This is a genomic window from Lysinibacillus sp. C5.1 (assembly GCF_016350185.1).
Lineage (GTDB): Bacteria > Bacillota > Bacilli > Bacillales_A > Planococcaceae > Lysinibacillus > Lysinibacillus sphaericus.
In genome coordinates this window covers 4,255,975-4,269,043 of the sequence record NZ_CP066226.1, presented here as the reverse complement: position 1 = coordinate 4,269,043, position 13,069 = coordinate 4,255,975, and the positions used below count along the sequence as shown (strand labels likewise).

The 13,069-nt window shown below is 37.0% G+C and carries 11 protein-coding genes; 7 read left to right on the top strand and 4 right to left on the bottom strand.

The window, feature by feature from the left end:
• Positions 1-86: 86 nt before the first annotated feature.
• A complete protein-coding gene (locus tag I5435_RS20970; protein WP_337982917.1) occupies positions 87-1,655 on the bottom strand; it encodes an IS1182 family transposase in 1,569 nt (522 codons plus the stop codon).
• A 418-nt stretch (positions 1,656-2,073) separates the two neighbouring features.
• Here I5435_RS20970 and I5435_RS20965 point away from each other — a divergent pair, with 418 nt between their 5' ends.
• The gene (locus tag I5435_RS20965) at positions 2,074-4,434 is read left to right on the top strand and encodes a bifunctional 2',3'-cyclic-nucleotide 2'-phosphodiesterase/3'-nucleotidase (protein WP_337982916.1); all 2,361 of its coding nucleotides are present in this window, start codon (positions 2,074-2,076) and stop codon (positions 4,432-4,434) included.
• 34 nt (positions 4,435-4,468) lie between these two features.
• Here the strand turns inward: I5435_RS20965 and I5435_RS20960 are convergent, their stop codons facing one another.
• The gene (locus I5435_RS20960; protein ID WP_337982915.1) at positions 4,469-4,750 is read right to left on the bottom strand and encodes a DUF2500 domain-containing protein; all 282 of its coding nucleotides are present in this window, start codon (positions 4,748-4,750) and stop codon (positions 4,469-4,471) included.
• A gap of 383 nt (positions 4,751-5,133) precedes the next feature.
• Here I5435_RS20960 and I5435_RS20955 point away from each other — a divergent pair, with 383 nt between their 5' ends.
• Positions 5,134-5,823, top strand: a complete 690-nt coding sequence (locus I5435_RS20955; protein ID WP_025220721.1) for a hypothetical protein — start codon at positions 5,134-5,136, stop codon at positions 5,821-5,823.
• 9 nt (positions 5,824-5,832) lie between these two features.
• Entirely contained in the window at positions 5,833-6,009 is a 177-nt protein-coding gene (locus I5435_RS20950; RefSeq protein WP_158497910.1) for a hypothetical protein, read from the top strand.
• A 273-nt stretch (positions 6,010-6,282) separates the two neighbouring features.
• Here I5435_RS20950 and I5435_RS20945 read toward each other — a convergent pair whose 3' ends face one another.
• Together I5435_RS20945 and I5435_RS20940 are read right to left on the bottom strand one after the other, a co-directional pair.
• Positions 6,283-6,393: a DUF5839 family protein gene (locus tag I5435_RS20945; protein ID WP_337982914.1), complete on the bottom strand. Its 111-nt coding sequence runs from the start codon at positions 6,391-6,393 to the stop codon at positions 6,283-6,285.
• 698 nt (positions 6,394-7,091) lie between these two features.
• Positions 7,092-7,955 carry a VOC family protein gene (locus I5435_RS20940; RefSeq protein WP_337982913.1) on the bottom strand — a complete coding sequence of 288 codons (864 nt, stop codon included), beginning with the start codon at positions 7,953-7,955 and terminating at the stop codon, positions 7,092-7,094.
• Positions 7,956-8,097: 142 nt separating this feature from the next.
• Here I5435_RS20940 and I5435_RS20935 point away from each other — a divergent pair, with 142 nt between their 5' ends.
• The 4 genes from I5435_RS20935 (at position 8,098) to I5435_RS20920 (ending at position 12,979) form a co-directional block, all read left to right on the top strand.
• Positions 8,098-8,403: a winged helix-turn-helix transcriptional regulator gene (locus I5435_RS20935; protein ID WP_024361344.1), complete on the top strand. Its 306-nt coding sequence runs from the start codon at positions 8,098-8,100 to the stop codon at positions 8,401-8,403.
• 289 nt (positions 8,404-8,692) lie between these two features.
• Positions 8,693-9,607, top strand: coding sequence for a UDP-N-acetylmuramate dehydrogenase (murB, locus tag I5435_RS20930; protein WP_024361343.1), 915 nt, complete (start codon positions 8,693-8,695; stop codon positions 9,605-9,607).
• Positions 9,608-9,662: 55 nt separating this feature from the next.
• Positions 9,663-10,418 (top strand): exodeoxyribonuclease III, encoded by a 756-nt coding sequence (locus I5435_RS20925; protein WP_025220719.1) that lies wholly within the window; start codon positions 9,663-9,665, stop codon positions 10,416-10,418.
• Positions 10,419-10,645: 227 nt separating this feature from the next.
• Entirely contained in the window at positions 10,646-12,979 is a 2,334-nt protein-coding gene (locus I5435_RS20920) for a penicillin acylase family protein (RefSeq protein WP_337983887.1), read from the top strand.
• Positions 12,980-13,069 lie beyond the last annotated feature (90 nt).

The window sequence follows — 13,069 nt, the reverse complement described above, 5'->3', positions numbered from 1 at the left end:
AACTAGCTTTGATTAGTGAGAAATCCGAATTTGAATTTATTCAAATTCGGATTTCTCTGTTTTTTTATGTTGTCTCCATATAGCTTTTAGCTAATGGCTGTGAATTTTCTTAAATTCACAGCCATTAATGCGAGACCCATCTCGTTATCAACCTTCGATTTTCCTCGTACAGAAAATCGAGTGAAACGCAAATTAGCCTTCAAGAATCCAAAAACGGGTTCCACGTCAATTTTGCGTTGACGATAAATGGTACTCGTTTTTTCTTCTGAAAGCTTTGTTCTCACATGTTCTTTTTGTTGTTCCCACTTCTCATTCACTGTTAACTTTCGATTCGTTCCTTCTTTTGCTTTTGTACAGAATGAACGGAGGGGGCAGTCGGAACAGTCTTCACATTCGTATACCTTAAACTCACGCGTGTACTCATACTTATCCGTTTTCGTGGTACGATATTTAAATTCAAGCTGTTGTTGGTTTGGGCAAGTATATCGATCATTTTCTTCATCATAAGCCCAGTTCCCTGTATTGAATTCGTTTTGCTTATACGGTTTCCTCTGTTCTTTTACATACATGTTGTATGTGATTAAGGCTTCTCGCTTACGGTTCACAAGGATATCATCATAATTTTGTTCGCTTCCATATCCAGCATCTGCTACGATATGTTTTGGTAACTTCAAATAATGTTGTTCGATTTCATCCAAAAATGGGATTAATGTACGTGTATCCGTTGGATTCGAAAAAATGCTGTAGGCAAGCGCATACTGACCCTCTGTTGCTACTTGTATGTTATAACCTGCCTTCAATTGACCATTTTTCATATAGTCATCTTTCATACGCATAAATGTCGCATCCGGGTCTGTTTTCGAGTAACTATTTCGTCCGTCAAAGATTTCGAAGTCTCTTTGATATTTTAGTTTGCGTTCCATATAGTCGATTAATTGTTTGCGCGTTTGCTTTGGGAATTTTCGTTCCTTTCTTAAAGCCTTTCGCTCTGCCACATCCGATGAGTCCCCAATTTTTCGATCGTATTCAGAAATCACTTCATCTACTTTTTTGACCATTTGGTCAAGGTCTTCCAATGCTAATTCCTGTTCATTTTCCCGTTCCATTTCGGGTATGATTTCTTTTTCAAGTAGCTCATTGTATAGCTGGTTGGACTTTTCAATGAGTCCGTTATGATATTTCTCAATCGACTTTTTCCAAACGAATGTAAATTTATTTGCATTCGCTTCAATTTTTGTTCCATCAATAAAAATCGCTTCCTGATTAATTAATTCTTCCTGTACCAGCTGGCAGCGGAATTGAACGAAGCATTGTCGAATCAACTCTTTGACTTCTGAGTGGACACGGAATCGGTTGATTGTGCGATAGGTTGGTTCATACCCTTGTGCTAGCCACATCATCCGAAGACTATCTTTTAAAAGCGCCTCCATTCGGCGCCCTGAGAAGACGGATTGCGTGTAGGCACATAAGATAATTTTAAGCATCATGCGTGGATGATAGGCAGGACAGCCCTCATTTCGAAGAAATGGTTCAAACGCTTCGGGCGGGATACTTTCGACTAAATGATGGACATGGAAGGCAATGTCATTCTTTTGTAATTTCATTTCTAAATCTAAAGGCAAAACTAATTGATTCATGTTATAATTTTTGAACATAAGAACCCTTCTTTCAGAGATTTGGTATGTGGTGTACTTTTATCTTATCAGAAGTGGTTCTTATTTTTATGTAAAAATAATCAAAGCCGTTGAAATTTTACGATGAGTAAAATTTCAACGGCTTATTAGTTTTTAGAGGAGGGTTTTGTCCCAGCCTCTTTTTATTGGTCTTTTAGAGGTATGGCAGATGTATGAAGGTCTGACATATTGGTGTTGCACGCTTATCAAGAATTTACATAAAATAACATACTGTGAAAAATCAAATTTAAAATGATAAGAATATATGAATTGGTTGTAAAGTGTTCTGCTATTAGTTTAAAAGTACATACAATTAGGTCTAAATATTCAGTGAAATTAATGATTAGTATAATATAATAGAAATCGTAGGAAAATATTAGATTTATAAGGAGGTTGTTACATGAATAAGAAAATAATTACTACAGTATTAGCCTTGTTATTTGTTCTTTTTACTGTTATTCCATTTAACGTTTCTGCTAGTGCTGCATCCAATGATGTAACGCGTGGAGATTATGTAAAAGAACTAGTAGAAAGCTTGAACATCGAGCTTGGTGACGGATCATCACTTGCTTTTACGGATGTTCCTAAGGACCTAGCACCCTATGTGGAAAAAGCGGTAGAACTAAAGCTAATTAAAGGCAAGACTGCGACATTATTTGGCACAAATGATAAATTAACTCGGCAACAAGCTTTTGTAATTTCTGCCCGTGGATTAGTAGCAAACAATGCGCCACTTAGTGAATTAGATAAATTCAAGGACGCAGATCAAGTTGCTGAAACTCATAAGCAAGATTTAGCCAATGCTGTAGCAGCAAATCTATTACAAGGCTTTGAAGATAATAGCATTCGTCCTCGTGACTATGTAACAACTGAACAGATGCAAAGTATTGTTGACCGTTTTGTAGCTGAATACAAAGAGCCTACAACTTCAACAACAGTAGCTCTGCAAATTTTAGGCACTACGGATATTCATACTAACTTAGCAAACTATAACTATTACTTAGATGCTGAATCTGCTGACGTCGGTTTAGCGAACACGGCGTCACTTATAGAACAAGCAAGTGCAGAAAATCCGAATACATTATTATTTGATAATGGTGATTTAATTCAAGGTACGCCTCTAGGTTCTTTTAAAGCATTAGAAAATGTGTTAAAGCCAGGTGAGGTTCATCCGGCAATTGCAGCTTTAAATGCACTAAAATACGATGGTGGTACTTTGGGTAATCACGAATTCAACTATGGCTTAGATTTTTTAACAGAAGTATTAAATGATGCACAATATCCAGTAGTGAATGCCAATACGTATGATGCTAAGACAAAAAAACATATGTTCACACCATTTGTTCTACTTGATAAAGAGGTGGTAGACAATACGGGTAAAAAACATACACTTAAAGTGGGTGTAACGGGTATTGTTCCGACGAAAATCATTGAATGGGATGCCATTCATCTAGAAGGTAAAGTAGAAATGCAGGAGCCTGTAGAGGCAATCAAAAAAGTTGTTCCTGAAATGCAAAAAGCAGGTGCAGATGTCATTGTAGTCCTTTCTCATTCAGGTATCGGCGAAGATACAAATGTGCAAGGTGCTGAAAATGTAGGATACCAAATCTCTGAAATAGAGGGGATTGATGCTTTAATTACAGGTCACTCACATTTGACATTCCCAGGCGACTACAAGGATCTTAAAAATGTCGATCAAGAAAAAGGGTCTATTAATGGTGTGCCTACTGTTATGGCAGGTAGTTATGGTAGTCACCTTGGCGTGATTGATTTAACACTTGAACAACAAGGTTCGAAGTGGGTTGTGACAGATGGACAAGGTTCCATTCGCACTATTAAACAAGAAGGATTAAAACCATCGCAAACAGTGTTAAACGCTATTAATGAAGCGCATGAAGGGACATTAACTTACATTCGTCAAGCTGTTGGTGAAACAACTGCACCAATTCACAGTTATTTCTCAATGGTTCAAGATGATCCTTCTATTCAAATCGTAACACAAGCTCAAAAGTGGTTTATTGAAAAAGAATTAAAAGGGACTGCAGATGAAAATACACCAATCCTATCTGCGGGTGCTCCTTTCAAAGCGGGCTCTCGCAATAACCCTGCGGACTTCACCAATATTCCTGTAGGGCCACTTGCTATTAAAAATATGGCGGATATCTATCATTACGATAACACTGTTGCAACAATTAAGGTAACTGGTGCGCAAGCTATTGAATGGTTAGAAATGGCTGCTGGTATTTTTGCAACAATTGATCCGAAGAAAACGGAAGAACAAAATATTATTGATGCTGAGGCACGTTCTTACAACTTTGATGTATTAGATGGTTTAACATATCAAATTGATGTAACATCACCAGCAAAATACGATCGTCGTGGTAATGTTGTAGACAGCAAAGCAAACCGTATTAAAAATGTACAATATAATGGCAAGCCAATTGATTTAGAGCAAGAATTCATTATTATCACAAATAATTATCGTGTTGGCGGCTCTTATGGGGCAACATTTAAAAATGCAGAAGGCACAAATGTCACAAACTATGCTTATGAAAATCGTCAAGCAGTAGTGGACTATATTATGGCAAACAAAACGATTAACCCTGCTGCTGATAATAACTGGTCATTTGTACCATTCCCAGCTAATACGAAGATTATTTATCATTCGGCGAAAGAAGCCCAAAAAGTGATTCCGGCTGGTAGCACTATTGAATACCTTGGTGACACAGAAGGCGGCTTCGGTAAATATTTAATTAAGTAATGCTGCTTATGTAAAGAAGAAGAGAGCACGATAATTAATCGTCGCTCTCTTTTTTATGGCGTTCAAATGTTTTAAAGCGAGTACCTTGAAACGTTAATATGCCAAAGTCATGCTCAGCTAACAGCCCATAGTTCCGTCCATCGAGCTTTAACTCTATACGATCCCCACTTTGAACTTCAAATGTTACATAGTAGGAGGTGTGAGCACTAGAGTCCCGTGTGTCTGTCCTTTTTGCAACAATTTTGGATGGTACTGTTAATTCAGGTGAATTATTATTTTGCCCATTGTCTAATGGCGTTAAGTATAACGAAGGCAAATGTACAAAAGACGATGAAAAAAATTAAGGAAATAATTTAAGGAAAACGAATAGTGGTTGTCGTGTCATTGATGTGCAGCATGCTAATTTTGAAAGTATTTTAAAAAGTATTTACCGTCTAACTGCGTATGAAATGGCAATTTAAAAAGGACTTTAAACATCTAAGTAAACATCAGAATTTGGCTCAAAACGCTGTTATATCAACGTCGAATGTAGAGGTGTCTCACGCGCGATTAGAAGTGATTATGTATCAATTATTACCTACAAATAGTGTTTTCTACTAATATTCTGTAACAAAATCTTTACAAAATATTATTACTTTTTTAATATTCTCATGTTACCTTTTTAAAAAAGGAGATTCAATAAAAAGGGAGGTAGTAATGATGAGAAAGATTTGGTCTTTAATTATTGCGACAACTTTGATATTCACTGTATTTGGATCACTTAATATTGCTAAAGCAGAAACAAATTTCATGGATAACAAAATTCCAGATAATGAAATTGAGTTTCTGACAGGAAGCACTCTAGATGGTTATAACTATATTGAACTTTCGGAACCCGTAACAGAAAACTATGATGGAGTTTACGAAGTATTAATTGGATACTACATAGAAGAGAACTTAGATGAAATCAAAAAACTCGACAATTATAGGGAATATGACACGTATTTAGTTTATGATCAGGGTATAACTCAAAGCTGGTCTTGGTTATCAAGACCATATTTTATTATGAGTGTTGCAAGAGGTATGTCTTATGAAAGTTCAATAGAGGTATCAGCTACTATTTCAGGCACATTTAGTAGTGATATTCCGAGTAAGGCTTTACCAACAGTTAAATCTTCTTTCGGTTTCAGTGCATCGGGCAGCAAAAAAATAACTGAAAAAGTTGTTTTATCGGGTCCTAACGCAGGTTATTCTAGTAGAGATTTTTACTATAAGCAAGGAAGACACACACATAGAGTAAAAATTGTACAAGAACGCAGATCCAATTGGGATGGTGTGTTATGGACTAAAACATACTACGGTAGTGTAGGAAAACCAGCTATAAAACATTATTCAGTTGATAGAAAGTAGGTTCTTAAAGTGATTCAACAGATCGTTAAATGGTTTTTGCTTACTATACTCATAATTTCATCGATCAGTTTTATAATTGTTATTCAATCAAATTATATAGCAGATGCATTAGCCGCTCGTTCGATTCCAATAGCTATTGTAGTAGGTTTATCTTCATTAGCTGTTGCTATCATGTTTCGAAAATAATATTTACTAGAGTGTCGACAAACTAATTTTCAAGTAGAAAATGAGTAAGGTCTGACACTCTTTTATATGCTTAAAAGCATTTCTTAATGTAAAACACCTCAAGAAACACGGATATTAAAGAGTTTTTAAAATGACCGTTCAATGGCTGTATATTTGATTCAAACCAAAGAAGTAGACAAAGTCAATTTTTTCGACTTTGTTTACATAAGAAATGAACCCCTATCAAAACAAAAAGAGAACGGCTTTTGCTACTCTCAATCTTTTTTTATTTACTTAATTTTTTACTGGCGCTTTTTCCAAAACGCCTATAATTCTTTTATATCGTTTTCCTGTGTTTTCTAATTCTTCCCGAAAAACTTCTGCTACTAAAAAGGGTGACTTCACTTTTCCAACAACAACAATATCACCAGGTTAAATATTAAATTCACGTAAATGTTTAGAGATATGCCACGTATATTTCTTTGGATATAATTTCAATGCCTCTGATATGAAATCCAGAAAGTGTATTATTCTCCATCTATATTCTCTCCAATCATCAACTTTTATTGATTTTCCTAACGCATGTGCTGATTATACGAACTATCTTTTTTTATTGACGGTTACTTCTGTTGATCACATGAAGGCAATCATATTTTGAGATACTTTTTTATACTTCATTCAACGATTAAAACCTTGTGTCATTGCTTTCAAACGCTTATCCAATGTTTCACCATCAAATACGTTTTGTACAAGCTAGCTTTCAGTTTTTGACGAATCATTATATAAAAAGCGCTACTCTTTTTTTTCGTGAAATGGGTGCATTTCACGTAGAAAAGTAATAGTATTATTAGTTAACTAATATATTATCAACTATTAGGAGAGTGAATAGTATGTTAGAGCTTACAAAAAAAGGCAAATATTTCTGAGCTTATTGCAAGTAAAAAGTCGTTAAAAGAGCTTAGGAAACTTTTCAATACACGTGATACATCCATACGAGAAGTATTTAATTCATTAGGGTACTTCTATCGCAACATGACGCCAATTTTCCTAATCAAGATATGACTTTTAATGAAAATCTTTCGTTTTATTATAATTTGAAATCATTAACGAACGTAGAAAATCATTGCATCTTCATTGTTATCTACAACTACTAACTGTTCATTTTCAAATGTATAGGGGATTTGTTTGTCATTCAAATTAGCCAGTAGCTTCTGTAATTCAACTTGTGAAGAAAGAGATAATGTATAGCTAAGTAAACCCGTTGTTTTATTTGCTGGTATTGGTGCACCGACTCCTTGCCAGATGTTTACCGCGATATGATGGTGGTAACCTCCAGCAGACATGAATAGTGCGCTATCATGGAAGTTAGTCATAATATCAAAACCAAGTGCATCTATATAGAAGTAAGTTGTTGCGTCATTAATATTGCTCACATTTAAATGCATATGACCTAATACAGTTCCTTTAGGGAAACCTGTCCAAGGACGCTGACGGTCATATAATGCCATCACACCTTCTATATCAACAGCCTCTGTTCCGGTTATAAGTCCACCATGACCATCATTTAGCCATTCAGCACGAGGGCGATCATGATAGATTTCTATACCGTTACCTTCTGGATCATTTAAGTAAAATGCTTCTGAATAAATATGATCACCAGCCCCTGTTATAGGTATACCTGTATTCAACAAGTTGCCAATCACATAAGCTAAGTCTTCTCGAGAAGGAACTAAAATAGCAAAGTGGAATAGACCAGTCGTACGAGGTGGACGAATCTTCACCCCTTCTTCTGTTGACAATACTAAAATAGGTTTTGTATTGCCTGGAATAGAAAATGTCACTTGTGTTGGCGTGCTTTGAAGTACTTGAAGCCCTAGTTTTTTATAGAAATTAGACATTGTCTCTAATGACTGTACAAGTAAATGTAAATGCTCTAACTCTAATTGTGCATCAATTTTATAGGTCATTGTCAATAAATCCTCCATTTTTAAGTTACTTTTTGTAATTAAATATAAAATAGTAAACATGTTACGTCAAGTAAATAAGTTACTTTAAATTTACTTTTGCTAAATTAATCGTTACAATAGAATACATAAGAGGTGAAAAAATATGAATGAGACAACTTTATGTCCTCGTTTAGCTAAGGCAATGGATTTAATCGGAAAACGCTGGACTGGGCTAATTTTATATCAATTATTAGACGGGTCACAGCGCTTTAATGAGATTGAATCGGCATTGCCTGTAAGCGGTCGTTTATTATCTGAACGTTTAAAGGAACTTGAAAAAGAGGGACTTGTTGAACGAAAAGTATATTCAGAGGTGCCTGTACGTGTAGAATATTCTTTAACAGAAAAAGGCCGAGCATTAGAAGGTGCTATTCGAAATATTGAGTCATGGGCAACTAACTGGCTATAGTAATGGCAAGATTATTTGCGAAGCTAATTGTTGTGCAGTGATATCAGTGTGAAAGTGTCATAAGATGAAGCCCCATCCTATGAAAGTCATATCTTTCGTAGATGATTTTATTGAAATAATCGGGTAGCTAGAAGGTTCTGGATATACTGATTTGTGCAGCGTATAACTAACTAGGACATGATGCTGCCCGAAAATGCGCAAAAAATACCCTTCATTTTACTTGTCAAATCGAGGTTCTAAATCCATACTAGTGTAGAGTAAGAAGGACGGTAGAAAGGAATTAGCTCTCATGACAAAAGAACAATGGGCTGTGGATTTAGCACAAAACATAAATCCAGCCAATATTAAGCTAGATGAATCATTACAGCAATATACAATGACAAAATTAGGTGGTAAAGCGGATGTTTTTGTTCTCCCTGAAACAGAGGAAGAAGCAATTGCAGTTATTCGCTATGCACATATAAATAATATTCCATTATTAATGTTAGGAAATGGATCCAACATGGTTGTCCGAGATGGAGGCATGCGTGGGATTGTTGTGACATTTTCACATTTAGATAAAATTCAAATTACCGGTGATCATGTTTATGCCCAAAGCGGCGCACTTATTAAAGACGTGTCAAAGCTAGCAGCTGCTTCATCTCTAACAGGTTTTGAATTTGCTTGTGGCATCCCTGGCTCGATTGGTGGAGCGATGGCGATGAATGCAGGCGCTTATGGTGGGGAAATAAAGGATATTATTATTTCTTCTAAAGTACTAACTAAAGAGGGAGATATTTTAATACTATCAAAAGAAGAGCTTGAATTAGGTTACCGTCAAAGTAGCATTGCCAAAAAAGGTTATTATGTACTGTCTTCAGAGTTCCAACTAGCTCAAGGTGTACAGGAAGAAATTGATGCTAAGATTGCCGATTTAACGTTTCAGCGTGAATCAAAGCAACCATTAGAGTACCCTTCAGCAGGCAGTGTTTTTAAACGCCCGCCAGGACACTTTGCAGGCAAGCTTATTCAGGATAGCGGTCTACAAGGTAAAGGGGTCGGTGATGCAGAAGTGTCCACAAAACATGCCGGCTTCATTGTTAATAAAGGAAATGCTACAGCTTCTGACTATATCGCAACGATTGAAATGGTACAACGAGTGGTAAAAGAAAAGTTCGGTATTGATTTAGAAACAGAAGTGAAAATTGTCGGTGACGACTTATAAAAAAATGTCGCTCTTCGCTAATGGCGAAGGGCGTTTTTTTGAGGAGTGTGAACAAATGAAATTTATTTCGTGGAATGTTAATGGTATACGTGCTTGTTTAGGGAAAGGTTTTTTAGATTTTTTTAATAGTATGGATGCGGATTTTTTCTGTATTCAAGAAACAAAATGCCAAGCAGGGCAGGTTGAACTAGCACTCGAAGGATATGAGCAATATTGGAATTACGCGCAAAAGAAAGGCTATTCAGGTACAGCGATTTTTACAAAGCATACACCGCTTGCTGTGCACTACGGTGTGGGGGAGGATGAATCGCAGGATGAGGGGCGAATTATTACATTGGAGTATGACAACTTTTATGTAGTAAATGTTTATACACCAAATGCTCAACGCGACTTAGCAAGATTACCGCTGCGACTAGAATGGGAGGAACGATTAGCGCTGTATTTAAAAGAACTTGATGCCAAAAAGCCAATTATTTATGGCGGTGATTTAAATGTCGCCCATGCTGAGATTGATTTGAAAAATGCCAAATCGAATATGGGCAATTCAGGATTTACATATGAGGAACGTGCTAAAATGTCTGAGTTATTAGCAAGTGGCTTTGTTGATTCTTTCCGTTATAAGCATCCTGAAGTGACTGATCATTATACTTGGTGGTCTTATATGAATAAAGTCCGTGAACGAAATATCGGATGGCGCATTGACTATTTTATTGTATCAGCGCGTTTAAAGGACCAAATTGAAGTAGCTACTATGCATCCGCATATAATGGGTAGTGATCATTGCCCAATCGAGCTTCAACTAACTATTTAATTGTTTGTGTGCCTGACACCGTATGTCTAAAAGGACATACGGTTTTTTTACTGTTGCCCAAAAGATTCCTTTGTAATCGTATGTAGAAAAAAGATGTGTAATACAGCAAAATTCGCTAAAAAATGAGGTTATTCAGATGGGAGGAAAGGATTTGATACGGCAAATAAAGAATATATTGCATAAGAGGGGGTTGTAAGGTGAGAAAGTTTAAGTGGAAAAAGTGGTTAATGATAATCGCTAGTGTGTTGGCAGTAGTCGCCATAACATCTTTCATTGTCTTTACGTGGTTTATGAATAAGTCAAAACCGATTATTGATGGAGAGCTCACTGTTAACATGCTTGATGAAGATGTGACGGTGACAAGGGATGACAAAGGAGTTCCACATATATTTGCCGAGACAGATGCAGATTTATATCGTGCTCAAGGCTATGTACAGGCGCAGGATCGGCTGTTTCAAATGGATTTAGCACGTAGGCAGGCAAGTGGCCGCCTGTCAGAAATTATTGGTGAGGCAACGATTAATACAGATAAGCATTTCCGTACCTTTAGTTTACGAAATGCGGCTGAAAAATCATTGGCAGCGTATGATGCCGAAAGCAAGCAAGTGCTTGAATGGTTTGCAGAGGGAGTGAACACCTTTATTGAACAGGCAAAGAGCACGAATACGTTAAGTTATGAATTTGCGTTACTAGGTTACGAGCCAGAAGAATGGTCGGTTGTAGACTCTTTAACCATCGGAAAATATATGGCATACGATTTAGGGGGCAATTGGAATACACTCGCCTTCCGACATTGGGCTTTACAAAACTTCGATGAAGAAAAGGCGAAGGAGTTATTTATTACGTATCCTGAAAATGCTTCATCGATTATAGAAGCAAATAAAGAAAATCCTGTTTCAGTGGCAGGGCAATTTAATCCTGCATTATTGCCAAATGAATTTAATGGCAGTAATAACTGGGTTGTATCTGGCGATAAAACGAAATCAGGTAAGCCAATACTAGCGGATGATCCGCATTTGGGGTTAAGTACACCATCTATTTGGTATCAAATGCATTTACAATCGCCAGAGCAAAATGTAAGCGGTGTTATATTTGCAGGCATTCCAGGAATTATTTTAGGTCATAACGATGAAATTGCATGGGGTGTAACGAATGTAGGCCCTGATGTACAAGATTTATATATTGAAATGCCAAATCCAGATAATCCAACACATTTCCGTTATGACGGTGAGTGGGAACAAGCTGAGGTGCGCAAAGAACCGATAAAGGTAAAGGATGGCGAAACGGTAGATTTTGAAGTCCTTGTTACACGGCATGGCCCGATTATGACAGACCTAGTATTTAAAGAAACGGAGCCTTCTGCCCAGTTTTCAATGCAGTGGACAGCTCTACAACCAACCGCTGAATTACGAGCAGTGCTCGGTTTTAATAAGTCTTCCTCTTGGCATGAGTTTGAGCAAGCATTAGAAGATTTTAAAGCACCTGCTCAAAATTTTGTTTTTGCATCTAAGGATGGCACAATCGCTTATAAAGCTAATGGGCAAATTCCATTGAGAAAGCAAGGGGATGGACAATTACCTGTGCCGGGTGATTCAAGTGACTATGGTTGGGAAGGCTTTATTCCGTGGAATGAGTTACCGACTGTTGTTAATCCAGAGGAGGGCTTTATTGCTACCGCCAATAATGAGGTGATTGGTGAGGAATATCCGTATCATATTACGGATTTTTGGGCGCAGCCATATCGCTTTGAACGAATTAAGGAAGTGCTTGAGGCCAATGATTCATTAACGGTTAAAGATATGATGAACTTACAAATGGATCAACATAATTTATATGCTCGTGAATTTTTACCGGATTTATTGGCATCCATCAAAACGATGGATAAGGACAAAAAATTTGCAAAGGTCATGGCGTTATTAGAAGATTGGAATATGGTGGATGCAAAAGAGTTGGGAGCCCCGTTAGTCTTCCATACGTTAATGGTACAAATACAAGAGGTATTGTTTAAGGAACAGATGCCAGAGGATATGTATAACATGATGTACGGGAAATTCAATATTACGGATCAACTTCTGCGTAAAGCATACGCAGGTGAGAAAAGTATTTGGATAGAAGAGCAAGGTGGTGTTGATGCCACAGTCTTTGAGGCGTTTGAGCGTACTGTTGGAAAAATTGAGGGACAGTTCGGAAAAAATGTGTCGAAGTGGCAATGGGGTGACTTCCACCAATTAACGTTTGATCACACATTAGGTAGTGCTTCACCGATATTTGCCGCATACTTTAATGCGAAGAAGGTGCCAATTGGTGGCTCGAAGGTGACGGTGCAGGCTGCTGATAATGATTTAGCTGGCAACGTAAATCATGGAGCGTCGTGGCGTTTTGTTGCGGATGTTGGTAATTTGAACTCAGCTTACCATATTGTCGGACCGGGTCAAAGCGGTCATGTGAAATCGGACTGGTATCAAGATCAGGTGATGTACTGGGCTAATGGAAATTATCACGAAACCTTTGTTAACAAGGAAGCGATTAAAGGTAAAACAGTATTATTAAAGGCACAATAAAAACCAGCGCAAGTTTTTCTTGCGCTGGTTTTTTGTGCAAGTCACTCAAACAATTCTAATAATTCGAAATATAATCAAATACTATTTTCG